Here is a 26,457-nt window from a genome sequence, read left to right as displayed (position 1 = left end):
CTCCAGAAGCGCGACCTGCACTTCAAACAGAAGCGCTCGGCGGCAACGTCGGCCGCTGCCCTCGGAATCTCGAGTTCCTCGTCCGCGAACTTGATCGTCATTTCCGCTCCTCGCGTTTCCTCAGTCGTTCCATGTCGCCAAGGGCCCGTTTGATTAGTTTCTGAAGGCGTTCATCTCCAGCCTCGGGGGGCGATGCGTAGCGAACAAGAAGAAAGCGCCATTTCTCCATGACTTCGACCCATGTCCGCGCAGGCTCTGCCAGCATCTGATCTTCGAGACTTCCGAGGCCAAGTTGCGACGAGAGCGTAGAGGGTGGCTGGCTGTTCGCAGGGCGCCGACGCATCTCTGTTTCGCGCTGGTCGGCAGCGGATCTGTGACCGTCGAGATTGATCGGGTGATCGGTCAAAACCGAGCCCCTTCGATCCATTCGAACAACGCACTCGGTTGGATCGGGAAGCATCTGTCCAACAACGGCGTCATTCTCCTATGCCGGGACGAGAACTTCCAGAGAGTGGGCCGGAAATACCTGCATCCGTCCCATTTCGTATCCCCTTCGGCTTGGAGGGGGCAACTTGCCCTGCCTGCCTATTGTCCGCCTCCGGCAAGCCGGGCCTGGAGTAAAGATGTCGCAAATGCGCCTCGGAGACGCCGTCCGCCTGCATAACGAGACGGATCATCGGGTCGGCAAGCATCTCCTCGAGGAAGAAATCCGTCAAGGCATTACCGGTCAGCTTGTCCCTCGCGCGTGCGTGGTCGAGGTCGGCAAGGGAAACAGTCAGGATTCTCTCCAGTCCAGGATGCGATGTCCGGGGATGAAGCTTCACCAAGACGGAGGCTTTCCAAGCTTCGGGGTCCACTTGATCCGGGGGAGACGCCAGTTCCGTTTCAATCTCGTACTCGCCCGCCGGAAGCGTTTCAGCAAAGCCTGGAACGGTGAACGGTCGGGAGAAAACCGCGATAGTCTTGCTCGTCAGATCTTCCATTGGCGCTGTCCTTTCGCTTGTTTCTTTTGTTGCTGTGGGTGGTCCGCGCCCCATTTGAGTATAAGATGCGTGGCCCGTGGAGATGATGTCCCGCGGCGTGGTGTAGCTTACGCCGGGCCTCGCGCTCACCGGCGGGCCGAGCTTGTCAGTCGCGCTGCGCTGCAGGCAGGCTGACCATGACATCATCGCAGACAGGAGCGAGCGTTTCCAGCGTCATGTACCTGCCACGCTGGACGGTCCATTCCTCGGTCTGTTCCATCAGGATGGCGCCGACGAGGCGGCGTATGGATGCCTCGTTGGGGAAGATCCCGACGACATCGGTGCGCCGCTTGATCTCGCCGTTCAGACGCTCGATGGGGTTCGTGCTGTGCAGCTTCGTCCTGTGCTGCTGGGGAAAGGTCATGTAGGCGAGGACGTCCTCCTCGGCCCCGTCCATGAGCGTTGCGAGCTTGGGCAGCTTTGGGCGCATCTGGTCCGCGACCTGGCGCCATTGGGCCTTGGCTGCCGCGTGGTCGGGCTGGGCAAAGGCGGTGGCGATGAAGGCTGACACCACCCGACGGCTGCTCTTGCCGGCATGGGCCAAGGCATTGCGCTGGAAGTGAACCCGGCACCGCTGCCAGCTGGTCGACAGCACGCGGGCCGTGGCCGCCTTGATGCCCTCATGGGCGTCAGAGATCACCAGCTTCACGCCTGACAGGCCGCGCCGGACGAGATCGCGGAGGAACTCGGTCCAGAAGGGCTCGGCCTCGGAGGCTCCAATCGCCATGCCCAGCACCTCGCGCCTGCCGTCCGTGTTGACGCCCACGGCGAGCGTGACCGCGACGCTGACGATGCGACCGCCTTGGCGCACTTTCAGATACGTCGCATCGATCCACAGGTAAGGCCATTCGCCCTCGATGGGCCGGGTCAGAAAGGCATCGACACGGTCGTCTATTTCCTCGCACAAGCGGCTGACCTGGCTCTTGGAGATGCCAGTCCCGCCCATCGCCTGTACGAGATCATCCATGGCGCGGGTCGATACGCCGTGAACATAGGCTTCCTGGATCACCGCGGTCAGGGCCTTTTCGACGGACCGCCGTGGCTCAAGGAAAGATGGGAAGTACGAACCTGTGCGCAGGCGCGGAATACGCAGCTCGACGCTGCCAGCACGGGTCTGCCAGTCCCGATCCCGGTAGCCATTGCGTTGCGCCAGCCGGTCGCTGCTCTTCTCACCGTAGTCGGCGCCGGTCTTCGTGCCGACCTCAAGTTCCATCAGCCGCTCGGCCGCGAAGCCGATCATCTCGCGCAGCAGATCGGCATCTGCACTCTTTTCGACAAGCGCACGCAGGTCCATCATCGGTTTGGTCATCGGAGTTATCCTTGGTTCAGGTTGGTTCTCGCAACCCGACCCTACCGGGAAACCCGATGGCCACCGCAAGCTACACCACGTCCATGGACGTCACCCCCGTGGACGTCTCAAGATGTCTTGGGTTTCGCTGGTATGTCCTTGCCGGCAGGCTTGGACTCGTTCTCCTTGGCAGGAGTCTTAGCTATCTCCTCAGGCTTCGGATTCATTGCAGCCGCAGCCCGGGCAGTCAGGTCCTTGAAAGACATGTCATCGATCCTTTGATTGACCGACGGCAACTCCCCGTCCATGTCGGACCGGAACGCTTGGCGTCGGTATTATGTATATGGGGACTGGCGAACGGACTTACGATGTCCCGTCGCAAAAGAAACCAAGGTCAGGTCAACTCATCTGTCCAGACGTTGAATTGCGTCAGCGTATTCGGCCCGAATGTCTGGGTCAGAGGCACATCGGCGGCGTCCCGACCGCGCGCGATCAGGATCCTTCCCATGCGCGGGCTGTTGTTTCTTGGATCGAAGACCCACCAGCGGCCACCCAGAAAGACCTCCATCCAGGCTGCGAAATCGTCGGGGGCGTGAGGCTCCGGTTGACCGAATTCGCTCAAATAGCCGGTGCAGTAACGCGCCGGGATGTTCATGCAGCGGCAGAAGGCGATGGCGAGATGGGAGAAATCCCGGCAGACGCCCTGCCGACCGGCCAGCGTTTCGGACGCGGTTCTGGTCGCGCTCGCCTGCATGTAATCGAAGCGGACATGCCTGTGCACGAAATCGCAGATCGCCTGAACGCGTGCCCAGCCAGGCGGGGTATTCTCGAAGCGCCGCCATGCCTCTTCCGAAAGAAGATCGGTGTCGCAGTAACGACTGCCGAGAAGGTAGACCAAGGTTTCGAAGGGCAGGTCCTGAACGGCGTGCTGCGCGGCCTCGGTCGCTGACGGATCGGGCAATCCGGTGTCGCGAAAGATCCCGTCGGTGGACAGGGTGAAGTCCCCCGCCGGCGCCACCATCCGCGTGCACCAATTGCCGAAGCCGTCGCGATAGCTTTCCAGCGGCACGCTCGGTTGCGTCATGAGACAGTCTGCACGCTCCAGATCGCCGAACCGCGAATAGTGCACATTCAGCATTGCAATGAGCGGCGTCGGCTGGGTCAGCTGGTAACGCAGGCGACAGCCTATCCGCAACCGCATGCCAGCCGTCTCGGCCGGACGCGATTTGGGGGCATTATCGTCCAAGAACGCACGCCCCGTCAGAAAGTTGAAAGCTCCGGTCGCAACGCCAGCGGTTTCCGGATCGATCGAGATGGGCATTTGCGGGCAGGTCGATCGCCACACAGGCGTTGTCCACCGCCTCGAAACCCCGTTCGCACCGCCATCCCGGACCGTAGGACTCTTGATCCAGAAAGGCGTTTGCCGGAAGCGCCACGGGATCACAGCGGCCATCGATTTCGAAGAAGCCCCTTTCACAGGCCCATTCGGCACCATAGTCGGCATTGGTGAGATAGCCGTTTTCGGGAACCGAAATCGGAACGCAGGCGCTCGCCGACGGTGTGAAACCGCGGTCGCATACCCACCCGGACCCCGACGTGTCTTCCGTGAGGTATCCATGTTCCTGAAGGACGATTGGCACGCATGTCTCACGATCCTGCCGGTATCCGCGCTCGCATTGCCAGTCGTAACCTGATGATCGCAGATAGGCATTCTCGGGCACGGGGATCGCTTCACAGGACGCATCGCCCACTTCTTCGTATCCTCGCCTGCACGCCCAGCCTGAACCATATGTCCGCCCTGTAGCATAGGCGTTGTCGGGGATGTCGAGAGCCAAGCATTCGGCACCGTCCACCCGAAAACCGGGATCGCAGTCCCAGCCCCCACCATAGTTCCGCGCCTCTGCGTTGTCTGGCATCGGTCCAGTGCCGTCTTGAGCAAAGACTGGGAAGGCCACAGACGCAATGATACCGGCCACGACAGCCAGCCTAGAGATCAGTCGTGCTAGCGAATTGTTGTTTTTCTTCTTGTCCTGTCTGATCGGCTTTTCCCTTGCAGGCCAAGCTTTGCCAGTCGCCGTTTTTTCCTTCAAAGAACCCAGGCAGTGTGTTCCGGTTTGGCTCCCGGGGCGGGTGAAGCGCGGTTGCGTATCCTCGAAATCGGGTCTTGGTGGCATGCCCTCGTTTTCTGCCGCCTGAATCGGGAAGTCTTGCGGAACTGTAAGGCGGGCGCGGTTGGTCATTTTTGGGACAACTTTATTAAAGCCGCAGCCGCAAGGGCATGTTCCTTCTGGTGGTAGTCGCCCCGGAACTTGCCATCGACCTGCACCTCCCAGATGCCGTTTCTTTCGCGCACCTGAACCCCATTGCGCTGCGTCGGCCGGTTCATGGAAGAATCTTGTGCTCCTCTGCTTTTCGGCGGCACGGGTTTCATGTCGGTCATTTCCGGCTCCCTCTCGTTTGGCGCGCGCACGTCTACGAGGAGCATCACGGCGCGAATGAATTCTTCCGCATAATCATCGGTTTCGCGGTAGTCATGTTCATGCCGCGCCATGCGCATCGGCTCGACGAACCGTTCTCTCAGATGATCAATAAATCGCGGCTCGGTGCGGGCCATGAAGGCGATCAGGGCTTGAAGCACCTTCTCATGGGCGAGCACACGCCGTTCGAGATCGGTGGTCTCTGCGGCTGTCCTGGTTAGATGTTTGACTGATGTCATAGCGTATTGTCCTCCTCGCTGCGCGGTGCGACGTTGGAAGTCGTGTCCTCGAGTGGGGGCAGGCAGGCCCTCGCCTCATCGCGATCCATCTCTTGCCATCCACCTACCAGCCAAGCGCAAATCGTGCGCTGACGCAGGTTAGGGGCACGGAAATTAAGTGGGTGTGTCTTGCTCAGAAGCGGAAAGAAACCGACCTCGGTGGTCCCGGTGTCATTGACGTGCTTCCCGCTTGATACCCTCTATTCATGCTTGAAACCCTCCACCATGAACCTATCGGCCTGCTTCGACCTCCGTCTGTGTCACGATTGGCGTCGCGGGGTCTTGCGCTGGTCGGGCCCTGCCGATTGACGCCACGCCACCGTCGCTTGGAACGCTGCCTGGATCGCGGATCGGGTCTGCCTCGCCCTGCATGCCACGCAGGAACTGGAACAGATCGCTGTCCGTCGTCAGGACAAGCGTCGTGTCGTCGGAAATCATGTCGCCGTAGGCCTGCATTGTTCGGGTGAAATCGTAGAATTCGACCGAAACGGCATCAACATTGTAGGCGCCCGCATAGATTGCTGCTGCTGCGGCATCGGCGGCACCGCGGATTTCCTCGACGGCGCGATAGGCTTCGGACTGGATCTTGTTCAGATCCCGCACCCTGTTGCCTTGAATACGGGCCGCTTCACCGTTGCCTTCGGACAGGAATCTTTCGGCGATCTGCCGGCGCTCCGAGATCATGCGGTCATAGATCTTGGGTCGCACGCTCTCATTGTAGTTTATGCGCTTGAAACGAATGTCGAGAAGCTCAATCCCGAAGACGCGCACCTTCTCCGCCGCCGCCTCGAAGATCTGCTGCTCGACCAGCGCCCGCCCCTTCGTGATGGGAACCAGTGCGCCAATGTCCTGCGCAAGCTCCTGATCAGTCAGAAGCGTGTCCCGAAGCGGCGTCCGGCCCCTGGTCGTGCGCACAATCTCGATGAGTTCGTGCTTGGCGACGGCGTTCCGCGTCTCGCTACCGAGGATATCATCGAGGCGCGACTGGGCGCTGCGTTCGTCGCGCAGGCGCAGAAAGTACTGCAGAGGATCGGTGATCTTCCAGCGCGCGAAGAGATCGACCGAGATATAGAGCTTGTCTTTGGTGGGCATGTCCGATGGCGAGCCGTCCCACTCCAGAACCCGGCTGTCGATCCGGTTAACCTCCTGAACGAAGGGGAGTTTTATCTTGAGACCAGCCTCGGTGATCGGCGCGCCGACCGGCTTGCCGAACTGGGTGATGATGGCCTGCTCGACCTCGCCGACGGTGTAGACGGCGGATGACGCAGCGACGACCCCGGCAACCGCGATCCCCGAGGCAATAAGCGAAAGGGTCTTCATCGTTGCTCTCCTGTCTGTCGATCAAGGTTCAAAAGCGGGAGGATGCTTGCCGTGGACCCGTCGACAATGATCTTGGAACCAATTCCCGGCAGAACATCCTGAAGGGTTTCGATGTAGATCCGGCGCCGGGTAACTTCGGGCGCCAGACGGTATTCCGTCAGGAGGGCCGTGAATCGGGCCGCATCGCCCTCGGCTTCATTGATCCTCCTCAAGCGATAGCCATCGGCTTCGCGGATGCGCTGGTCCTTTTCGCCTTCGGCCAGAGGTATGACGCGGTTGTATTCGCGGCGGGCCTCGTTGATGATCCGCTCCTTCTCTTGTTGTGCCTGGTTGACCTCGTTGAACGAGGCCTGAACCGGCTGGGGCGGATTGATGTTCTTCAGCTGTACCTGATCGATGCTGATGCCCATCGCGTATTTGGTCGCGAGCGCCTGCATCTTCATCAGGGCTTCGCTTTCGATTTCCTGGCGCCCGACGGTGATCACCTCGTCGACTGTGCGGTCTCCCACAACTTCGCGCATGACGGACTCCGAGACGTAACGCAGGGTCGCGCTTGGCTCGCGCACTTCAAACAAGAACTTCCGGGGTTCGGAAATCCGGTACTGCACCACCCACTCCACGAGCGCGGCGTTGAGATCGCCAGTCACCATCTCGGTCTCGCGGCGACCGTCCGTCGGGCTCTGATAGGGATCGGAGGCACCCGGAGTCGTGAACCCGAACTCTTGTTTCAACTGGCGCTTGACCGGGACCAACGTGGTCACGTCGATCCCGAACGGGATCTTGAAGTGCAGCCCCGGAGGGACCTCGGCCGCGTACTTCCCGAACCGTTGGACAATCGCAACAGAGTCGCTCGGCACCGTGTAATATGAGGACCACGCCCCAAACGCCGCAAGCGCAATGGCGGCCCCGATTGCAAGACGCTTCACCGGTGGCAGACCGTCCGGCAGGATGCCGTGCAGCCGATCCCGGCCCCGCCTGAGAATTGCGTCAACCTCAGGGGGAACGCGGGTCTGCTTGTTTTTCCAAGGTCCGCGATCTTCCGGTCCATTGTTATCAGAAGGCATCGCAAGCTCCTATTTCGGTTTTGGCACTCGGGGCGATGCGTGGCTCGCGCGTTTGACGGTGCGAACCGTTTTGCGCCATCACATCGTCGGCTCTGAACAGCATGACCTCAGAGTTCCAGTTCCTTCAGGCAGGCTTGCGCAATGTCTCGGTCTGGGGCATCGGTTCCTGGCATCGTCGCCCAGCCGGCTGTCATGAGAGCGTCGCGCCTCTGGTAGGTTGAGGCTGCCCGGATCGTTGCAAGCTTGTCCACCCGAGCCGGGTCTGACCGCGCCATGTCGAGGCAGACCGGTACCATTGAGGCGACGACATCGTTACGGGACATCGCCACCGCCCGGTCATTCGAAGTGCCGCCGGTCACCCAGCCACCCCATGTAAATCCGACGACGCCGACAAAGACAGCACCGATCACGGCACCATAGATGCCGGGTTTGAGCCATTCGGGAGTATTCATTTCAAGTCCTCCTGCGGGAAAAGCGCCGCCTCGCTGTGATTGTTCGTTTCGCTTGTGGTTGCATCCCGGCTCAGCGCCGCTTTCAGGTCGCTGTCGGAAATCGCCCGTAATTCTGTACGTCCCGCATGACCGCCCCTTCCGCGCACCGTCAGGTAGGTCGCCGTCCGGCGATACGCCTCAAAGCTGAGCCCCTGGAGAAGCTCTTCTTCGACAAGAACTTCGTAGTCGCCCGCAGGCAAATCGCCCGGGTATCCCGGCAAGGTGAAAGGGTTCGAAAACGTCACCGTCGATCTGGTCGACCGCATGGTCATCTCTGATCTCCGCGATGTTGGCAGATTCGTCGCTCATCACTGTCGAGGGCACCTTGGAGACCCGGCCTGACCAGTCGAACGCTTTAGTGTCTTGTACATCGGGATCGTCCGACTGGCGCTGACGCATGTTAGTCCCTGGCACCGAACCTGCTGCGACCTTCCCGGGGTGCAGTCGCGCGCACTGACCTGTGTAAGGGCGGGGAGACCGACCCGCGCGTATCCTTTGGCAAACAGGGGCGATCTGCGTTCCTGCAACCAAGGAATGGAAATACAATGGCCGACCCCAATGTACTCAACCCGCACCCACCCGAGTTCGAGCGATTTCTCTATGCATCGGTCGGCGAGGACCGAAACGGATATATCGTGACGGTCCTCTCCACGCTCGCGCGGCTTGGCCTCGATCCATGGAAAGAAACCGCTGAACTGGTCATGCTGGGGCGCGACGGCGCGCGGGCACGATTGGGAACGCTGCTTTCCGGATTTCGGGACGTTCCTGCGCTCGCCAGCGATCACGGCAGGATTGCACGAGACCTGAGCCAGCTGCTTCCCGAAGGACCGACGTCAGGTGCCCTGCAGCGCGCTGCCTCGACGGTGGCCGATGGCCGCCCGGGAACAAGCGGAGCGATCTGGGCGGTGCTCGCGATCATCTTCGTACTGTTTCAGATGTTCATGGTTGGCGGGTCGGGGTCAGGCGAATGACCGTCTCAACCGCAACCATGGGCAGACCGGCACATGCGGCACACAAGTCTGGCACGCTATCGCCTCGCGAACAGGGCGTTCTCTGGGACATGGAGGAGCACTTCTGGACCAGTGGCGCCGAGAACGCGCGGGCAACGACAGCGACCAACGCCGTCATGGTGTTCCCCTATCCGCCCGGCATCCTCCAGGGCGACCAGATCTGGACCCATCTTCGGGAAAGGACAGGCTGGCGCACCGTTGTCATGGCCGAACGGCGCGTCACGCGGTGTCGTGATATCGCAATTCTCACCTATCTCGTCTCGGCAGAGAAACCCGATGTGCCGATCTACAAGGCCCTCTGTGCCTCAACCTACCTCAACGATGACGACAGATGGCTGCGGATTTCCCACCAGCAAACTGCAGTGAATTGAGAAGCGCATGGGCAACCGACCTGCCGCAGGCGTCGGGGCTAACCTGCGTCAGTGCGGCGGGGCGCCGACTCCGTTTAGGTGAGACGTGCCGCCGAACATTCGGTGGTGCATTTTTCCGAGTACCCGAGAAGCGTGTGGGCGTGTCGATCTCCAAAGGACGGCATGTCGACACGCTTCTTATTCTCGGAGCGTCCAGGAAAGGACAATTCCAATGACTCCCGAACAGAACAAGACTGCCGAGAAGATGAAGTCCGTGAAGGCCGCGTGGGACAAGGCGCCCTCCGGCCCGAAGAAAGACGCGGCGCTGAAGCACTACCAGGCAGCCGAGAAGGCCCACACGGCGAAAAACGACGCCGAGACCAACAAGGAACTCGATGCGGCGAAACACGCCCTCGCTTAACCTCCGGCGTCTGATGTGATCACCGGGGCCGCCTGCCGAGCAAGAGAGGGCGGCCCTCTCATTTCAGGAGCGGCCCGGTCTGATCCAGATATGCCGGATCGAACTCGGCAAGTTCCACCAGCCCGCCATAGTCGTGAAACGTCACGCGGCCGTCCCGAAAGGTCACCAAACCACTCTCGCGAAGCTGCCGTAGGACGCGGTTCACATGGACCGCGCTCAACCCCAGCGTATCGGCGAGGTGATACTGCGTGAGCGGGCAATCGAACCCTTCCTTGCTGCCTATGCCGACCAGCGCAAGCCTCGATTTCAGTTCCAGCAAGAAATGCGCCATGCGGGCGTCCGCATCACGTCGACCGATCCCGACGAGATGCTCCACGACCATCGCCTCGTCACGCGACGCCGCCCAGAGGATGGCCGTCGCAAGACGCGGCGTCCGTGCGAAGGTATCGAGAAGATCGCTCGCCAGCACTTCGGCGGCCTCGATGTCCACGATAGGTTCGAAGCTGTGATCCGACGTGCGCAACAGGACGCTGCGCAGTCCCAGAAAATCCCCCGGCACCTGGAAATCGACGATCTGCCGGGTCCCGTCGGCCTGCAGCTTGTAGGAGCAGACCCAACCCGACGACAGAATGTATGCGGCCTGGGCCGATTGGCCCTGATGCACCATATCACGTCCCGCGACGAAGGAGCGGCGACGCTGGTGCAGTCGCTCAAGCACGGCCAGTTCGACCTCCGACAGAGCGACGAAGGCCGAGAGCTTGCGGGTCAAAGGGCTGTGTTCTGCTGATGCCATGGAGGCTCCTGGCGTGTCGCGACCCAAGAGCGGAAATCGACTCGGACACTGCTCTGGATCAGTCCAGCATAGAGCACTTCCTGCGAGAAGTGCGGATGTATTTGAACCTCACATTCCCGAGGGTTCACGATATCAAGGAAGGAAACCCGGATGTCCACCGCGAGCGAACATGCAGGTCGGGCCGCCCTGTCAATCTGCGAAGCGCTCCTGCTTGCCATGAACGATCTCGGATTGCTGCCGGAGCACGAGATTGTGGGGGTTCTTCGCGACGCCGCGGCGACCCATGAGAATGCCGTTGGCACCGAACTCGAAATAGAAAGCCACCGGGCCGTCGCCGAATTGATCAACGCGATCATCGCTGGCGGAAACTCGGTTCGACGCTCGTGATGCAATACCGCGGCGGTCTTGATCCGCAATCTCGAAGAATAGCCCCACCAGGTTGTCGCCGCCTTGCGCGCATCCAAGCCGGGCATTCGAACAAGGTACTTACGCCCGACAATCCTCGACAAGGAGCACGTCGATGTCATTCACTCCCCTCCACGACCGGGTGCTCGTTCGCCGCATTGAAGGCGACGAGACGACCAAGGGCGGCCTCATCATTCCCGATACTGCCAAGGAGAAGCCTCAAGGAGGCGAAGTTGTCTCCGTTGGTGCGGGGGGAAGGCGCGAGGACGACGAGCGTATCCCGATGGACGTCAAAGCCGGCGACCGGATCCTGTTCGAAAAATGGTCCGGCTTAGAGATCAAACTCGATGGCGACGACCTTCTGATCATGAAGGAGAGCGACATTCTCGGCGTGATCGCCTGAGTCCGAAACCTTTCACATCAACCTCAGTCTCAGGAATTCACATCATGCCCGCAAAGGAAGTTCGATTCAGTACCGACGCCCGCGATCGCATGCTTAAAGGCATCGACACGTTGGCCAACGCCGTAAAGATCACCCTCGGCCCCAAGGGCCGAAACGTCATTCTCGATAAATCCTGGGGTGCGCCGCGCATCACCAAGGACGGTGTGACCGTCGCCAAGGAGATCGAGCTGTCGGACCATTTCGAGAATATGGGCGCCCAGATGGTCAAAGAGGTCGCGCAGCGCACGAACGACGAGGCTGGCGACGGAACCACCACGGCAACCGTACTCGCCCATGCGATTGTCCGGGAAGGCATGAAGTCGGTTGCGGCCGGCATGAACCCGATGGATCTCAAGCGCGGGATCGACAAAGCCGTCGCTGCGGTCGTGGCCGAGATCAAGACCATGTCCAGACCGGTCGGCGACAGCGAAGAGATCGCCAAGGTCGGGGCCATCTCGGCCAACGGTGAAGCCGAGATCGGTCGGCAGATTGCCGACGCGATGGCCAAGGTCGGCAAGGAAGGCGTGATCACCGTCGAGGAAAACAAGGGGTTGGAGACTGAAACCGAAGTGGTCGAGGGCATGCAGTTCGACCGCGGCTATCTGAGCCCTTATTTCGTCACGAATGCTCAGAAAATGGTCGTCGAGCTGGATGACTGCGTCGTCCTGCTTCACGAGAAGAAGCTGACCTCTCTCATATCCACGGTGCCGTTGCTGGAGGCTGTGATTCAGGCCGAGAAGCAACTGCTGATCGTGGCCGAGGATATCGAGGGCGAGGCGCTGGCGACGCTGGTCGTCAACAAGCTGCGCGGCGGATTGAAGGTGGCGGCCGTCAAAGCACCAGGCTTCGGGGATCGCCGCAAGGCGATGATGGAAGACATCGCCGTGCTGACGGGCGGTCAGGTGATTTCCGTGGAAATGGGCACCAAGCTGGAGAATGTCACCATGGACATGCTCGGGTCCGCCAGAAAAGTCACGATCACCAAGGAAGACACGACCATCATTGACGGTGCCGGCGACAAAGGCGCGATCGCGGCGCGCGTGACGCAGATCCGGGCGCAGATCGAGAACACCACCTCGGACTACGACAAGGAGAAGCTGCAGGAACGGCTGGCCAAGCTTGCCGGCGGCATCGCCGTTATCCGGGTCGGCGGGGCAACCGAGATCGAGGTGAAGGAGCGCAAGGACCGCATCGACGATGCGCTCAATGCCACCCGTGCCGCAGTTCAGGAAGGTGTCGTGCCCGGCGGCGGCGTGGCCCTGGTTCATGCCGGCAAGGTTCTGGCATCGCTGAAGGGCGAGAACGGCGATCAGGATGCCGGCATCAAGATCGTCCGGCGCGCGATCCAGGCACCGCTGCGCCAGATTGCCGAAAATGCCGGGGTCGACGGATCGGTCGTTGTTGGCAAGGTCATCGAGAACGACAGCCGGAGCTTCGGTTTCGACGCGCAAGCCGAGGAGTACGTCGACATGCTGAAGGCCGGCGTTATCGACCCGACGAAAGTCGTTCGGATCGCACTCGAAAACGCCGCGTCCAATGCCGGGCTATTGATCACGACCGAGGCGATGGTCGCGCAAAAACCCAAGGAGGGCGGCGCCGGTAACGAAATGTCCGATATGGGTGGAATGGGCGGAATGATGTGAAGATCTGCGTCCCTTGGTCACGAGCCTCAGGACGCGAAACCAAATTCTTGAAGGACTTGAACACGGATCAATTCGTTAAGCAAATCCAGAACTAGGAGAAACTCAAATGACCAAAGGTGACAAACGACGTGGCAACCGTGAAGCGAAGAAGCCTAAGAAGGTGAAGGAAAAGGTCGTTGCAACAGCCGACTTCACGAAGGGCAAAACCTTGACCAATCTAGGCGAGCACAAGAAGAAATAGGTAGAGGGCCAAATGATTGGCTATCACTGAATACGGAGCCTGATGGCGGCGGGACACGACGCGCATAACACTTTGGCAGAGCTTCCGCTGCGCAAGGCTGCACCTCTGAGACGAGAAGCACTGGAGATTTCTTTCATTCGCGGAGGCCCGGACGCTTGCCGCCTGAGCCGTACGCGACGCGGCTGAGGCGCCGGCAACTGCTTCTCGCGGTCAACGCATCCGCTTTGCGATGACAAAGACTCTGTCGACCCCAAAAGGTATGCTTCTCCCGTGATCGATACTCATCAAGGCCTGCCCCACGAGGCCGCCGACAGTATAACGAAACCATTCGCACGCTTCCTGAAGATCGAAGCGGCAGCTGGTGGACTCCTGCTCCTGGCTGTTCTGCTGGCTTTGGGGCTGGCCAACTCACCGTGGCAAGAAGGCTTTCTTCGTTTCTGGGAGACCCCCATCGGCCTCACATTCGGCTCGTTGGATTTCACCCGCTCTCTGCGGCACTGGATCAACGACGGTCTGATGACCCTTTTCTTCTTCGTGCTTTCTCTGGAACTCAAGCGCGAGTTGGTGCTGGGCGAATTGCGGAACCCTCGACAGGCCGCCCTGCCGTTCGCAGGCGCCTTGGGTGGCATGGTCGTGCCGGTCTCTCTGTATCTTGCGCTGATGTCCGGCCAGCCCGGCATACATGGCTGGGGAACCGTGATGGCAACCGATACGGCCTTCGTGATCGGGTGCCTGGCGCTCTTCGGAAGCCGGATCCCGCCCACCTTGCGATTGTTCCTGCTGTCTCTGGCCATCTTTGACGACGTCGGTGCTATCCTCGTGGTCGCCTTCGGTTACGGTGAGGCGTTGAACTGGTCGGCTCTCGGATTGGGCCTTCTGGGGATTGGTATCGTCGCAGGCGCGTCGCGCCTCGGGATCAGAAGCGTACCGGTATATTTCCTTCTGGGGGCGGCAGTCTGGTTATGCTTCGACGCTTCCGGCGTCCACGCGACTATTGCAGGCGTCATTCTGGGCCTGATGACGCCAACGCGCATATGGGTGAGCGATGCCCGCCTGCGTGAGATCCTTGGGCGCGTACTCGCCGTTCCGACCGGCGAACGTCGACAAGGAGATGCCGCAAGCCACCGCGACCTGCGTCAAGCCGGCAGAGCGGTCACTGAGTCGCTCTCACCAGTCGAACGGCTCGAGATGATGCTGCACCCCTGGGTCGGCTTTGCAATCATGCCGATCTTCGCACTGGCAAATGCCGGCATCACGATTCAGGGTGCCGATTTCGTACAACCGGTCTCGCTGGCGATCATTGTCGGCCTCGTGTTGGGAAAACCGATCGGCGTCCTCGGGTTCAGCTGGTTTGCCGTACGATCCGGCCTGGCGCAACTCGCGCCGGGCTTGTCGTGGCCCTTCATTCTGGCCGGCTCTTTTCTGACGGGGATCGGTTTCACGATGTCGTTGTTCATCGCAGGCCTCGCATTCGACAGTTCCGTCCTGAATGCGGCAAAGTTGGGTATTCTCGGCGGATCGGCGCTCTCGGCGATACTCGGCATCTCGCTTCTGATTTGGCTCATATTGCGAATGAGGTGACGAAAATACTTAGCCGATGCGCTGCGCGACCTCGTTCATGTACCCTTACTGTCCATCGTCGATTTCGACGCCGATCAGTTCTGAGATGCTTTGCTGCTCAATGTTGCTGCAACAGCCGACGACGCAGCGCAACGTGCAGCAACTGCCTGCAAGGAAGGGAACACGAATTGGAACGGCACGGGAACCGGTATGGGCCTTGGCTGGCTCTGCGCCCTGCTGATCCTCGTACTGGTGATCTTGGCCATAGAGGCACCGATCAAACTTCTTCGACAATAGGCGGAAGCCGGAAAGGGCGCCCCGCCGTCCAGACACCGATCCTATGCTATACTGCGCATGCAGTAGTGAGGCCTGTTTATTAGGCGACCCTTAGGGGTGCAACCTAGGAGGACGAGAAGATGAATTGGAACGACATGGGCTTCGGAATGGGGTTTGGCTGGCTGTTCGGCCTGTTGATCCTTGTGCTGGTGGTTTTGGCCATAGCGGCGCTGATCAAATATCTTCGGAAATAGGAAAAAGGACTTCGCAATGACCTACACGATCAATCGCGTGATCTCCGGCGCAGGTATCGACGACATTGACTCTCGCGCGCGCAAGGCGCTGGCGGATCAGGGTTTCGGCGTTCTGACCGAAATCGACGTCAAGGCGACGATGAAGAAGAAGCTCGATGTCGAGATGCCGGCCTATCGCATCCTAGGCGCCTGCAACCCGAAGATGGCCTATCAGGCCATTGGGATCGAGCCGCGTGTGGGTGCGATGCTGCCCTGCAACGTCATCCTGCGCGAGGTGGGGGGCGGAGTGGAAGTCAGCGCCATCGATCCGGTGGCTTCGATGCAGGCGATCGAGAACGCCGAGCTGACGGCCGTCGCGGGCGATGTGCGAGACCTTCTGACCAAGGCCGTCGCGGCAATCTGAGATGAGCCTGCGCGCCTCCATTCTCACGGGCCTTGCGATTCTCGGGATCGGACTGCTCGGTGTCTGGCACTTCGCGCCTTCGGTGTTCAGCGAGGCACGCGACCTTCTGGAGCCAGAGCGCCTCGAGATGCTGGTGGCGCGCGCGGGTCTCTGGGGGCCGGTCCTGATCGTCACGCTCATGACCCTTGCGGTCGTGGCCAGCCCGATCCCGAGCGCGCCGATCGCACTGGCGGCCGGAGCGGCCTACGGACATCTCTGGGGAACCGTGCAGGTCGTCATCGGCGCGGAACTCGGGGCACTGATCGCCTTCGGTCTCGCACGGGTTCTGGGGCATGATGTCCTGCGGCGGATCTTTGGTGACCGCGTCGATGCCGGGCTGCTCGGCTCGCAGACCGCGTTGACCGCGACGGTTTTCGCCAGCCGCCTGATGCCGTTCGTGTCTTTCGACATGATCAGCTACGCTGCGGGCCTCAGCCGCCTGCACGCCTGGCGGTTCGCCCTCGCCACGCTGGCCGGCATCATTCCGGCAAGCTTCCTGCTCGCGCATTTCGGAGGCGAGGCGGTCAGCGGAGACCTTGGCCGAGCGACCTGGGCAGTGCTCGGCCTCGGGCTCGTGACAGGCCTTCCGCTGCTTTGGGCCGCCATGCGGAGAACGCCTGAAGCAGGCGCTCGCGATCAACATCGAGAAGGGACTTGAGCTTCCAACAGCTGGAGGCCGCAAGCTGAAACGAATTACAAAAGGCAGACGGAACATGGAGCACGATCATCATCATGCCGCGCCCGACATCGCTCCGGGCGCCGAAACCGCGACAGATCCGGTCTGCGGAATGACCGTCGAGATCAAGGAGGGCACCCGCAGCCGCGTCCATGGCGGCGAGACGTTTTACTTCTGCTCGGCCGGTTGCCAGGAAAAGTTCGGTGCAGACCCGCATTTCTACGCCTCCGGAAACGCCAAGAAGGCAGGGCAGCGGGCGCTGCCGGGGACGCAATACACCTGCCCGATGCACCCCGAGATCGTCCGCGACGCGCCGGGCAGTTGCCCGATCTGCGGCATGGCGCTGGAGCCGATGGTGCCGTCGGACGAGCCGAGCCACGAACTTGTCGACTTCACACGCCGCATGTGGATCTCGGCGACGGCGGCGGTGCCGCTTATCGTGCTCACCATGGGCGAAATGGTGGCGCTGCCGGTGCGCGACTGGATCGGACACCAGACGGCGAGCTACGTGGAGTTCGTGTTGGCGACGCCCATCGTCCTCTGGGCGGCGCTGCCGTTTTTCCGGCGCGGCATCGACTCCTTCCGCAATGCCTCTCCGAACATGTGGACGCTGATCGCACTTGGCGTGGGTGCTGCCTATCTCTACTCGCTGGTTGCGACCTTTGCGCCAGGTATGTTCCCCGACGCGTACCGAATGGGCCATGGCGTTGGCACATACTACGAGGCCGCCGTCGTGATCGTCGCGCTGATCTTCTTGGGTCAGGTGCTCGAATTGCGCGCGCGGGAGCGGACGGGCGATGCGATCCGCGCACTTCTGGATCTGGCGCCGAAGACCGCACGGCGCATCCTACCCGACGGCTCGGAATATGACGCACCGCTCGAGAACATCGTGGAAGGCGACCTCTTGCGGGTCCGACCGGGCGACAGCGTGCCGGTGGACGGCGACGTAGTCGAAGGCCGCTCCTCGGTCGACGAGAGCATGATCACGGGCGAGTCGATACCGGTTGAGAAGGTCGAAGGCGACCGCGCCACCGGCGGTACGATCAACAAGAACGGGACGCTTGCTGTTCGCGCGACCAAAGTCGGTGCCGAAACGGTCCTCTCGCAGATCGTCGAGATGGTTGCAGGGGCGCGGCGCTCGCGGGCACCGATCCAGGGTCTGGCAGATAAGGTGTCCTCGATTTTCGTGCCGACCGTGGTTCTGGTGGCCATCGTCGCCTTCGTCGTCTGGCTCTGGGCCGGGCCCGAACCGGCGCTGGCCTTCGCCATCGCCTCGGCCGTGTCGGTCCTGATCATCGCCTGTCCCTGTGCTCTGGGGCTTGCCACGCCGATCTCGATCACCACCGCCGCCGGGCGCGGCGCGCAGGCCGGGGTCCTCATCAAGGACGCCGAGGCGTTGGAGCGCATGGCTCGGGTCGATACCGTGATCGTCGACAAAACCGGAACGTTGACCGAAGGCAAGCCGCGTCTGACCGACGTGGTGGCGCTTCAGGGCGACGAGGCGGAGGTACTGGCCCTCGCCGCAGCGCTCGAGCGTGGCTCCGAGCATCCGCTCGCCGAGGCGATCGTGGCCGGCGCCAAGGACCGCGACCTGTCGCTCGGTACAGCCGAGGATTTCGAGGCCGTGACCGGCAAGGGCGTGCACGGCACGGTCGGGGGGCGCAAAGTCGCGCTCGGCAATGCCGCCATGATGTCGGATCTCGGTCTTGCGACGGACGAGGCCGAGGCGGACGCCGATACGCTCCGCGCCGATGGCAAGACCGCGATGTTCGTCGCCGTCGATGGCGCTCTGGCCGGGATCGTCGCCGTGGCCGACCCGATCAAGGAGACGACGGCGGCCGCGATCCGCGACCTTCACGCTCTCGGCCTCAAGATCATCATGGCCACCGGCGACAACGAAAGCACCGCACAGGCGGTTGCTGGCAAGCTCGGCATGCGCGGGCGTCCTGCCGGAGGACAAGCAGAAACTCGTCGAAGAGCTGCGCGCGACGGGCGCCTCCGTTGCGATGGCCGGCGACGGCGTGAACGACGCCCCAGCGCTGGCTGCGGCCGACGTCGGTATCGCCATGAGCACCGGGGCCGATGTGGCGGTGGAAAGCGCGGGGATCACGCTCATGCGCGGCGACCTCGTGGGGCTTGTCCGGGCGCGGAGGCTGGCGGTGGCGACACTGAGGAACATCAAGCAGAACCTGTTCTTCGCCTTCGTCTACAACGCCGCGGGCGTGCCCATCGCCGCCGGGGTTCTGTATCCGTTTGTCGGCCTGTTGCTGTCGCCGATGATCGCCGCCGCCGCTATGAGTCTGTCGTCGGTATCTGTCATCACCAACGCGCTGCGCCTCAGGCGGATCGACCTTTGAGACCGACAGCCCTATATCAGTTTCCATTTGGTAAAGGAGAACGGCATGAACCACGAAAGACCTACCCGTCGCGAAGTGCTGGTCGGCGGCGCGGCGCTCCTTGCAGCAGCCCCACAGGTATCGCTGGCCCAATCCGCCGGACCGGCGGTACATGTTCTGAAGGATCCGAACTGCGGCTGCTGTTCCGCCTGGATCGAGATCCTGGAAAGCCACGGCTTCGAGGTTACCACCGAGAACAGCTTCGGAACGCTGCTGATGCGGTACAAGTCCGACAACGGGATCCCGCAAGAGATGGTGTCCTGCCACACGGCCCGGATCGATGGCTACATGATCGAGGGGCACGTCCCTGCCACGGATATTCGGCGTCTCCTGGCAGAGCGGCCCAATGCGGTCGGTCTGGCCGTCCCGGGCATGCCTTATGGCTCGCCGGGGATGGGGCCGGAGAGCGCGCGCGAAGCCTACGACGTGTTCCTGATCCAGCGCGACGGTACGACAGAGGTGTTCGCCCGCTATGAGGCTGCCTGACACCTCCTCGGATCGACCATCATTGATGCCCGGCACATGGTTTCATGGTCTGGGGTACGCCCGCACCTGTTCCCGCATCACGATGTAGTCGCTCAGCATCTCCACAGCCGCCGACTCCTCTGGCATCAAAGTAGGTTCCTCGGCAGCCCGCATCTGGAACTCCCAGCTGTACTCGACGGCGGGCGGACACGCCCTGTGCCGATATCAGTCAGAAGCGCCCGTCGCGCCGCCGCTTAGCCAGACCGTCGCGAGAACGAGAATGATGCGCCTCGGCCTCATTAACCCTGCTTCTTTTCGGGCGCGCCGATGCCTGAGAGGTCAGCGCCCAAACGAGGTCATTTTATTCGCCTGCGGGCTAAATGATCGTACGTGACTCCGCTCATGAGGGCGGGTTGCGACAAGTGCGACGGGACACGAAACTGCGCGATCGAAACATGAACATCACTGCACACGCTGTCACGTAAACCTCTGAAAAGCAGCGCTAATCGCGACCATCCATCACTGGACAGTCTATACGCCATCAGCTTTCCACATCTTAAACCGCGCCTGCCCCGTCATCTCACGGATCAAACCGCTTTCTTCCATCCGCGTCAGATTGCGCTGAACCGCGGCGCGACTAGCTCCGGTCATGGCCTCAGCCATTGGGGCGGACACCAAGGGCCACTCAGAGAAAGTTTTTCGCAAGGCGACCGGCGTGCGGCCAGACAATTGCGCCATGACGCTTTCTGCTCGCCCGGTCCACGCTTCAATACCATCAAGTGTTCGCATCGCCGTTAAAATCCCGTTGTTCATCCCATCCAACCAGCGGGCCAAGCGTTCGGTTGGCGAGCCCGAGACACGCAGCCCCCCTGCCCCGCCCATAGCGAGCGGTGCGAAGATGGCGCCGCTTCCGTCGCTGGCCGCGATCCTGGACGCGGTGACTGCGGCTTCCATACGGTCGCCGTGCTGTCCGAGGCCCGCCAGGCTCCAGAGATGAAAGCCCATGCAAGCCCGCGTGATTGGGTGGAAATCACATGCAGCTGCCATTACGTCCAGCCATCCGCCCGCGCGATCTTCGAAACGCTCAGTGCTGTCTTCAATGTTCTCGGGATCGCGGCGATCTAGGAAGGCGGCCAAGTCACCCTTTGGTCCGGGACCGCCTGTCAGGCGCCGAACAGCCCATCCAACTCTTGCCAGGGCATTTGGGTCATCCTGCGCGCCCGAGAGCCGCATCGAAACCCAGAGCGCAAGACGATCAGAACTCACCCGATCCCCTGCGAACCAGCTGAGGTCCGCTGCCTCGATAAGAGCGAGACGATGCCGCCAGCCTTCCGGGCCACGCAGCAGCCGGTCATCCAGAGCCCCCAGGCGTCCAGCCACTCTTGCCAGTCGCGCAGCGTGAACGCCTTCTGCCTTTACCCAGTCTTCGATGACAGCAGTGTCGGGCGGTTCCGCCCGTGGCCCTGGAGGCAAATCATCCGGTTCTTCTTCTAGTGACTCAGGTAGAAACCAGAGATCGTCTTCGTGAGCCTCTTCATCCTCTTCGGTGGTGATGAGGGGGTTGTCGTAATCATCAGTCAAAGTAGACGTTTGTGATTTCATATGTGCAAAATACTGATCTTTTGCACATTACCCAAGCGTTTTGATGGCCGTTGCTTATGCCCTTGATATAGTACGCGCGCACGTCTGCCGGCGGAACCTCTCAGATCGCGCTCAGCGCTAGGAAACCAAGGCATTGTACGCCAGCACGACGAGAGAACACTCACTTGCATTCGTTTACAAACGGTCGTTTAGTAACGGTATATGAAATTGCAAACGGCCGATTTTCATGCCCCTGATAGGCTATGCGCGCGTATCCACAGAGGATCAGACCCCCCTGCCCCAGTCTGAGGCTCTGCAAACTGCGGGATGCGTCGAGATCTTCGAAGAGCACGCCTCAGGCGGCAATCGTGCCCGGCCGGTGCTTGCCCGCTTGCTGGAGCGCATTAGCAAGGGCGACACGCTGGTTGTCGTACGGATCGACCGGCTCGCACGGTCTCTGTCGCACCTTCTCGAGGTGATCGAACGGTTGGAGGCCAAGGGGGCGTTCTTTCGTTCCATTCAGGACCCGATCGACACCGGATCCCCGCAAGGCAAGTTCACGCTGCAGGTTCTGGGCGCCGCGGCCGAGTTCGAGCGGGCGCTGATCCGGGAACGTACCAAAGCAGGGCTGGCGAGCGCCCGTACCAAGGGCCGGGTCGGCGGGAACCCTGGACTGCGGGCCAAAGACCCTGCTGCTCTTCGCAAAGTACGGCTGGCGCGACAAGACGGCTACATGGAGCGTCTGAACGAGACGGCACAAGATTGGGTGCCCCATGTGCGCCGGTTGCGACCCGACTTGGCCTGGGAAGACGTGGTGCGCATCATCAACGGCCCCTTGCCCGAGGCGCGTCGCTGGACCCAAAGCCGTCTCTTGCGCGCTGTGAAGGCCTATGTCGGCGACGGCTTCCTGCCGGCCGAGGTGCTAGCCCGCGCCGGGCGCCGCGAAACCGACGACCGTCTGCCCGCCATCGTCGCCGGCATCAAGGGCGCGGACCCCGACATCACGCTTCAGGCGATCTGCACCCGGCTGGAAGCGATGCGCGAACGCACGCCCCGCGGGCGGACAAGCTGGCAGCCTTCGTCGGTGAAGATGCTGTTGGAGCGAGCGGAGAAGCTGGGAATGATTTAAGAGACTCAGATTCGTTCTTTGGAAGCAAAACCGCCTATGTGAATCGGGTACATCTTGCGTTTAAGAGATGGCAGCGACACAAGCACTTGACGCGCCGGAACCGCGAAATAGGATAAGTCATTGTAAATAAATGATTTCATCGGGCACCGGCCCACCATTTGAAAAAATCCTTGCCTGTCAAACGCTTTCCTGACATTTTTGCGGAAGAACGCTAACCATCAGTTTCCGGCGGTTTTGCGTTCCTTCTCAAGATAGACCCGGAAGACGGGCGGCGGGACGGGCATGAACGAGCAGCGGATCAGAATGGATCAAAAGATCCAAACGATGGCGACACGTCTAAGCAAATCGCTTGATGTGAATATGCGCAAGTCGTTTCTACCTGATGAACGAAAGGCTCTCAGACGGTTCTCATCCACGGAGGTTGCTCAGATCCTCGGGGTAAGCCAGGATTTTCTACGGAAGATGTTCTTCGAGGACAAGCTCGATCTCGGTGACATCGAGACGGATGCCCGCGGCCGCAGGTTCTACACTGCAGAGCAGATCGACATAGCGCGCCACGAAATTGCCCGGTCAAGCACCAAGTTCCAGCATATCGTTCCTCGTCGTCGGGAAGGGGAGCATATCCAGATCATTTCGATCGCCAACTTCAAAGGGGGCGCCGGAAAGACGACAACGGCGATCCACTTGGCCCAAAAGCTCGCCCTTGACGGTTATCGAGTTCTGGCAATCGATCTCGACCCGCAAGCCTCAATGACCACCATGTTCGGTTTCCGGCCGGAAATCGACTTCCCTGAAGCCGGAACGGTGTACGATGCGCTACGGTACGAAGACCCTATCCCCTTTAGAGACGTTGTGCGCAAAACGTATTTCCACAACCTCGATCTAGCTGCGGCCGGCTTGCTGCTCTCTGAGTTCGAGACCGAAACCGCACACGCCCTTCGAAACAATATCAGGCCGCCGTTCTATCAGCGGCTTGCCCTTTGCATTAATGAAGTCGAGACAGACTACGACATTGTCGTCATCGACTGCCCACCCCAACTCGGGTTTACCACACTATCAGCTTTGGTAGCGTCGACATCCCTAGTCGTCACCGTCATTCCAAGCATGCTTGACGTCGCCTCGATGGCCCAATTCCTGCAGCTCACATCCAGCCTCATGGCAACAATTGCTGATGTGGGCGCATCGCCCGACTGGGACTTCATGAGGTTTCTAATCACTCGTTTCGAGCCCAATGACGGCCCCCAAACCCAGATGGCGGCATTCCTGCGGACCATGTTCACGGATGACGTTCTTACACAGCCTTTCCTGAAATCCTCTGCAGTCTCTGACGCTGGGCTCACGCAACAGACACTGTTCGAGATCGCCAGAACGGATTTTCATCGCCAGACGTATGATCGGGCTATCGAGTCCATCAACGGGGTTGTGGCGGAGATCGAAGGGCTCATCAAAACGGCATGGGGGCGCAAGTAATGGCCCGCAAAGTCACATTCGACATTCCCGAGGATGAAGAAAAGCAGGAGAACTCGTCGATTTCTCCGACTCGAACCCAGTCACGAGCCCCTGCCCTTTCGGGAATGGCCCGTTCTCTTCAGGATGCGGCACAATCTTCAATTCAAGAAATCAGTACCGATCTTATTGATGATTCCGAGTTCCAGGATCGTCTGGCCCCGGATGACGAAGATGACATCAGGGAACTGGCTGAAAGTATTGACAAGCAGGGACAGCTTATCCCGATACTTCTGAGCCCCGAAGGGGGGCGATACAGGATCATCTATGGGCGCAGGCGATTAGCTGCCCTTCGACTTATCGGCAAGCCCGCAAAGGCTCTCATCAGAGGCTTGGATGAGGATCAAGCGATTCTTGCACAAGGCCAAGAGAACAGCTTTCGAAAAGACCTCAGCTGGATTGAGAAAGCCCTGTTTGCACGTTCTCTCATAGAGTCCGGCAAGGATGAGGGGCTGGTCTGTGACGCCCTCAACATCGATCAGAAAGCCAGAAAAGCCGGTGACAAGCTCACAGGACTTGCTCGCATGAAACAAGTCACTTCCTGTATTCCGACTGAACTCATCCAAAAGATCGGGGCGGCACCCGGGGTTGGACGGGATCGTTGGTATGCTGCCGCAAAGTCTTATGAGAGCCTTGGCTTCTCTGGAGATGAAGGGTTTCCGGCCGGAAACCGAGAATTCCATGATGCTCTCATGGAATCCAGAGTTTCAGGCAAGACCTCCGACGAACGCTTTGCGGTGTTCGAAGGGCTCCTGAAACAGCACAAGCCCCCTGCCCCATCGGCAATCCAGACAGAACTCGGGATGGTGAAGGTCACCAAGAGAAACGTGATCATCACCGTCAAGAACAGAGATGACGGGCTTCATAAGTGGATCTCTGAGAATCCAGAGGCCGCTCTTCTCGCGTTGGCGAACGCGAAGGCCGCTGGTCCGGGGCAGATCATTAACCCAGAGAAAATGGAACCTATAGGTAACCCAGTCTCCGGCAGGGATCGGGATCTTGATGGTCCTGACATAGACGATAACGAAAACTGAACAGAAAGGAGGACAGGCCAGAAAAGGAAAGACCCCCCGAAAGCAGTGCTTCCGAAGGGCCTCGATTAGCTTAGACACCTGATTGATACCCCGAAGCCGAATCGATTTCAACACCGTTCGCGGTGAACGGGGAAGCTTTTTCAGCCGACATCATCATGAGACAGGTATTTTCTCACACACCCGCCTTGGCGGAACGATCTCCTGTACCCTGTACGAACCCGTACAGGGTCATCGAGCCGATCCGAACGCTTCGCAAAGAACTCGGTTTGACACCAAATGATCTTGTGACACTGCAGGCCTTAATCAGCTTCATGCCGAAGAAGGCCGGACAAACAGCTTCAATGACTACCGTCTTCCCCTCAAACGCATCGTTGTCTGAGAGAACGAACGGTCTGAACGAGAGAACGATCCGACGGTGTATCGGACGCCTCGTGGACGCCAATTTGATCCAACGCAGGGATAGCGCAACCCGCAAACGGTTCCCTCTTCGCTACGGTGGATTGATCAGAGATGCCTTTGGCTTCGATCTACAGCCAATGTTTGATCGGGAGAGTGAGCTCACAGAACAAGCTGAACAGCTTGTCCGCGATCAAGAAGAGCTACGGTCACTCCGGGCGGAAGCACTGGCTCTTCGTGTGGAAGCTTTGCGCCAAGCAAACGATGATGAGACATTCACATTTCTCCAAAACGTGCGCAACATCCTACGCCGCGCAACTCTCAAAGCCGACGAAATCCTAGAGCTTATCAAGAAGCTGGCAGAGTTAGCCGGAGCGACCATCAGAAAGTTTCCGGCCGGAAACCATGACGCTCAGGAAACAATGCCCGACAAAATGTCCGGCAACGACGGACAAAATGTCCGGCACGTAGAACCCACAAGATTGAATATAAAAAAGGATAGAGCAGGTGCGTGCAGTAGCTCAGGCTTTCAGGAACGCCGGGATCCAACACTTATGGCTTGGACGGACCTGAAAAACGTATCGGACTTCTTCCCACATGAACCAAGAGATCATCAATCAGTTGTCGAAATGTTGGCCAATGTCGGAAAATTGCTAAGAATAGAACAAGGCAGGATCATGAAACACCTTAGGGAACAAGGTCCAGGGCAGCTCCTTATTGCGCTCGACGAATTAATTTTGAGAGCCAGCACAGGACAGGTGAGGAACAACAACGCCTACCTCGACGCTATGATGAGGCAGTGAAACCGATGCTCTTGCCGTATTAACTCAATCGGCTTGTGAGTCTGCATAGCCATCGAAGATCAAGCAACAATTGCGGCACAGTTCAAACCATACGATCATCAAGAAGGAAGGTGTTGGTTTGAAGGTAAACACCGATCACGCGCGTCAAGTGCAGGTCTGGGATATGAACAAGTCATCGTAGAACAAGAAGCCATTCCAGATTTGGTGGATGCTCACCGAGGCCTCGGTCCGGGTGACTAACCTGCCCGCGGTTTTTGTGCGTGTTAACGCCTATAAGCCTGCGGGTGGCACAATGCTGCTCGATCGGCTGGTGACGGATGAAGAAGAAGCGGTTCACACCAAACTGCTCTCCAAGTATCAGGCGCTGGAAGAGGAATACGAGGGTCAGGATGAAATCTCCGACGAGATCGACACGCGGCTTGGCGTTTTGGAAGCGGAGATAGACAAGCTTGAGACCCGGGTGTTGATCTTCGATCAAATGGAGATCTGGCGGGCAGGGGCCTTCGTCACGCTAGACCGCTACGGCACGCTTACAGTCTATCGCAGCTACGACCACTTCACATCCGATGAGTCCGTTGAGGACTCCATCATCGCCGATGAATACACCTTCACCCCAGGGGGGCGGCAGTTCGGATGACACAGGGGAGGGTTCAACCCATCTCTTGCAGAATATCCAGAATGTATGTATATTCTG

28 protein-coding genes and 1 pseudogene are annotated in these 26,457 nt (G+C 60.1%); 17 read left to right on the top strand and 12 right to left on the bottom strand.

Features of this window, described 5'->3' with window-relative positions:
• Nucleotides 1-97 precede the first annotated feature (97 nt).
• The 10 genes from DC363_RS14155 to DC363_RS14115 form a co-directional block, all read right to left on the bottom strand.
• On the bottom strand, nucleotides 98-406 hold the full coding sequence (locus DC363_RS14155; protein ID WP_108641812.1) for a hypothetical protein: 309 nt from the start codon (nucleotides 404-406) through the stop codon (nucleotides 98-100).
• A gap of 70 nt (nucleotides 407-476) precedes the next feature.
• Nucleotides 477-983 (bottom strand): hypothetical protein, encoded by a 507-nt coding sequence (locus DC363_RS14150; protein ID WP_229709627.1) that lies wholly within the window; start codon nucleotides 981-983, stop codon nucleotides 477-479.
• Nucleotides 984-1,128: 145 nt separating this feature from the next.
• Nucleotides 1,129-2,331: an IS256 family transposase gene (locus DC363_RS14145; protein ID WP_108641811.1), complete on the bottom strand. Its 1,203-nt coding sequence runs from the start codon at nucleotides 2,329-2,331 to the stop codon at nucleotides 1,129-1,131.
• A 373-nt stretch (nucleotides 2,332-2,704) separates the two neighbouring features.
• Nucleotides 2,705-3,511 carry a transglutaminase-like domain-containing protein gene (locus tag DC363_RS14140; protein ID WP_108641882.1) on the bottom strand — a complete coding sequence of 269 codons (807 nt, stop codon included), beginning with the start codon at nucleotides 3,509-3,511 and terminating at the stop codon, nucleotides 2,705-2,707.
• Nucleotides 3,512-3,545: 34 nt separating this feature from the next.
• Nucleotides 3,546-4,550, bottom strand: a complete 1,005-nt coding sequence (locus DC363_RS16725; protein ID WP_146180795.1) for a hypothetical protein — start codon at nucleotides 4,548-4,550, stop codon at nucleotides 3,546-3,548.
• The gene (locus DC363_RS14135) at nucleotides 4,547-5,026 is read right to left on the bottom strand and encodes a hypothetical protein (RefSeq protein ID WP_057821651.1); all 480 of its coding nucleotides are present in this window, start codon (nucleotides 5,024-5,026) and stop codon (nucleotides 4,547-4,549) included. The genes DC363_RS16725 and DC363_RS14135 overlap by 4 nt, the downstream gene beginning before the upstream one ends.
• Before the next feature lie 270 nt (nucleotides 5,027-5,296).
• Complete coding sequence (gene hflC / locus DC363_RS14130; RefSeq protein ID WP_108641810.1) at nucleotides 5,297-6,385, bottom strand: protease modulator HflC; 1,089 nt, start codon at nucleotides 6,383-6,385, stop codon at nucleotides 5,297-5,299.
• Nucleotides 6,382-7,449: an FtsH protease activity modulator HflK gene (gene hflK, locus DC363_RS14125; RefSeq protein WP_108641809.1), complete on the bottom strand. Its 1,068-nt coding sequence runs from the start codon at nucleotides 7,447-7,449 to the stop codon at nucleotides 6,382-6,384. The genes hflC and hflK overlap by 4 nt, the downstream gene beginning before the upstream one ends.
• 107 nt (nucleotides 7,450-7,556) lie before the next feature.
• Nucleotides 7,557-7,901, bottom strand: coding sequence for a hypothetical protein (locus DC363_RS14120; protein ID WP_073038017.1), 345 nt, complete (start codon nucleotides 7,899-7,901; stop codon nucleotides 7,557-7,559).
• A complete protein-coding gene (locus DC363_RS14115) occupies nucleotides 7,898-8,212 on the bottom strand; it encodes a hypothetical protein (RefSeq protein ID WP_241963011.1) in 315 nt (104 codons plus the stop codon). Before DC363_RS14115 ends, DC363_RS14120 begins: the two co-directional genes overlap by 4 nt.
• A 273-nt stretch (nucleotides 8,213-8,485) precedes the next feature.
• On the opposite strand from DC363_RS14115, the gene DC363_RS14110 reads away from it, so the two are divergent.
• From DC363_RS14110 to DC363_RS14100, 3 genes are all read left to right on the top strand, one after another.
• Entirely contained in the window at nucleotides 8,486-8,911 is a 426-nt protein-coding gene (locus tag DC363_RS14110) for a hypothetical protein (protein ID WP_108641808.1), read from the top strand.
• On the top strand, nucleotides 8,908-9,321 hold the full coding sequence (locus DC363_RS14105) for a hypothetical protein (RefSeq protein WP_241963010.1): 414 nt from the start codon (nucleotides 8,908-8,910) through the stop codon (nucleotides 9,319-9,321). Before DC363_RS14110 ends, DC363_RS14105 begins: the two co-directional genes overlap by 4 nt.
• Before the next feature lie 211 nt (nucleotides 9,322-9,532).
• On the top strand, nucleotides 9,533-9,721 hold the full coding sequence (locus DC363_RS14100) for a hypothetical protein (protein WP_057821640.1): 189 nt from the start codon (nucleotides 9,533-9,535) through the stop codon (nucleotides 9,719-9,721).
• 58 nt (nucleotides 9,722-9,779) lie between these two features.
• Here the strand turns inward: DC363_RS14100 and DC363_RS14095 are convergent, their stop codons facing one another.
• The gene (locus tag DC363_RS14095; RefSeq protein WP_108641806.1) at nucleotides 9,780-10,514 is read right to left on the bottom strand and encodes a Crp/Fnr family transcriptional regulator; all 735 of its coding nucleotides are present in this window, start codon (nucleotides 10,512-10,514) and stop codon (nucleotides 9,780-9,782) included.
• Nucleotides 10,515-10,664: 150 nt separating this feature from the next.
• On the opposite strand from DC363_RS14095, the gene DC363_RS14090 reads away from it, so the two are divergent.
• The 9 genes and pseudogenes from DC363_RS14090 to DC363_RS14055 all read left to right on the top strand — a co-directional run bounded on the left by DC363_RS14090 (nucleotide 10,665) and on the right by DC363_RS14055 (nucleotide 19,335).
• Nucleotides 10,665-10,901 (top strand): hypothetical protein, encoded by a 237-nt coding sequence (locus DC363_RS14090; protein WP_108641805.1) that lies wholly within the window; start codon nucleotides 10,665-10,667, stop codon nucleotides 10,899-10,901.
• A 133-nt stretch (nucleotides 10,902-11,034) separates the two neighbouring features.
• Nucleotides 11,035-11,322, top strand: coding sequence for a co-chaperone GroES (locus DC363_RS14085; RefSeq protein WP_108641804.1), 288 nt, complete (start codon nucleotides 11,035-11,037; stop codon nucleotides 11,320-11,322).
• 44 nt (nucleotides 11,323-11,366) lie between these two features.
• Nucleotides 11,367-13,004 carry a chaperonin GroEL gene (groL, locus tag DC363_RS14080; protein ID WP_108641803.1) on the top strand — a complete coding sequence of 546 codons (1,638 nt, stop codon included), beginning with the start codon at nucleotides 11,367-11,369 and terminating at the stop codon, nucleotides 13,002-13,004.
• A 106-nt stretch (nucleotides 13,005-13,110) separates the two neighbouring features.
• The gene (locus DC363_RS17300) at nucleotides 13,111-13,245 is read left to right on the top strand and encodes a hypothetical protein (RefSeq protein ID WP_264464704.1); all 135 of its coding nucleotides are present in this window, start codon (nucleotides 13,111-13,113) and stop codon (nucleotides 13,243-13,245) included.
• A gap of 270 nt (nucleotides 13,246-13,515) precedes the next feature.
• Nucleotides 13,516-14,826: a Na+/H+ antiporter NhaA gene (gene nhaA, locus DC363_RS14075; RefSeq protein ID WP_108641802.1), complete on the top strand. Its 1,311-nt coding sequence runs from the start codon at nucleotides 13,516-13,518 to the stop codon at nucleotides 14,824-14,826.
• Between the two features lie 525 nt (nucleotides 14,827-15,351).
• Nucleotides 15,352-15,738, top strand: a complete 387-nt coding sequence (locus DC363_RS14070) for a DUF302 domain-containing protein (protein WP_108641801.1) — start codon at nucleotides 15,352-15,354, stop codon at nucleotides 15,736-15,738.
• A 1-nt stretch (nucleotide 15,739) separates the two neighbouring features.
• On the top strand, nucleotides 15,740-16,435 hold the full coding sequence (locus tag DC363_RS14065; RefSeq protein WP_108641800.1) for a TVP38/TMEM64 family protein: 696 nt from the start codon (nucleotides 15,740-15,742) through the stop codon (nucleotides 16,433-16,435).
• A gap of 55 nt (nucleotides 16,436-16,490) precedes the next feature.
• A pseudogene (locus DC363_RS14060) lies at nucleotides 16,491-18,810 on the top strand (heavy metal translocating P-type ATPase).
• Between the two features lie 45 nt (nucleotides 18,811-18,855).
• The gene (locus DC363_RS14055; protein WP_108641799.1) at nucleotides 18,856-19,335 is read left to right on the top strand and encodes a DUF411 domain-containing protein; all 480 of its coding nucleotides are present in this window, start codon (nucleotides 18,856-18,858) and stop codon (nucleotides 19,333-19,335) included.
• Nucleotides 19,336-19,845: 510 nt separating this feature from the next.
• Here DC363_RS14055 and DC363_RS14045 read toward each other — a convergent pair.
• Nucleotides 19,846-20,916 carry a hypothetical protein gene (locus DC363_RS14045; protein ID WP_108641798.1) on the bottom strand — a complete coding sequence of 357 codons (1,071 nt, stop codon included), beginning with the start codon at nucleotides 20,914-20,916 and terminating at the stop codon, nucleotides 19,846-19,848.
• A gap of 226 nt (nucleotides 20,917-21,142) precedes the next feature.
• On the opposite strand from DC363_RS14045, the gene DC363_RS14040 reads away from it, so the two are divergent.
• The 5 genes from DC363_RS14040 to DC363_RS14020 all read left to right on the top strand — a co-directional run bounded on the left by DC363_RS14040 (nucleotide 21,143) and on the right by DC363_RS14020 (nucleotide 26,400).
• The gene (locus DC363_RS14040) at nucleotides 21,143-22,024 is read left to right on the top strand and encodes a recombinase family protein (RefSeq protein WP_108641797.1); all 882 of its coding nucleotides are present in this window, start codon (nucleotides 21,143-21,145) and stop codon (nucleotides 22,022-22,024) included.
• A gap of 282 nt (nucleotides 22,025-22,306) precedes the next feature.
• Complete coding sequence (gene repA, locus DC363_RS14035) at nucleotides 22,307-23,494, top strand: plasmid partitioning protein RepA (RefSeq protein WP_108641796.1); 1,188 nt, start codon at nucleotides 22,307-22,309, stop codon at nucleotides 23,492-23,494.
• Nucleotides 23,494-24,564 carry a plasmid partitioning protein RepB gene (gene repB / locus DC363_RS14030; protein WP_108641880.1) on the top strand — a complete coding sequence of 357 codons (1,071 nt, stop codon included), beginning with the start codon at nucleotides 23,494-23,496 and terminating at the stop codon, nucleotides 24,562-24,564. The genes repA and repB overlap by 1 nt, the downstream gene beginning before the upstream one ends.
• 155 nt (nucleotides 24,565-24,719) lie before the next feature.
• Nucleotides 24,720-25,763: a helix-turn-helix domain-containing protein gene (locus DC363_RS14025; protein WP_108641879.1), complete on the top strand. Its 1,044-nt coding sequence runs from the start codon at nucleotides 24,720-24,722 to the stop codon at nucleotides 25,761-25,763.
• Nucleotides 25,764-26,055: 292 nt separating this feature from the next.
• A complete protein-coding gene (locus DC363_RS14020) occupies nucleotides 26,056-26,400 on the top strand; it encodes a hypothetical protein (RefSeq protein WP_146180793.1) in 345 nt (114 codons plus the stop codon).
• Nucleotides 26,401-26,457 lie beyond the last annotated feature (57 nt).

The organism is Thalassorhabdomicrobium marinisediminis, assembly GCF_003072065.1.
GTDB classification, from domain to species: Bacteria; Pseudomonadota; Alphaproteobacteria; order Rhodobacterales; family Rhodobacteraceae; genus Octadecabacter; species Octadecabacter marinisediminis.
Note: the sequence above shows the minus strand (reverse complement) of the source record. Positions and strands in the feature narration are given on the sequence as shown.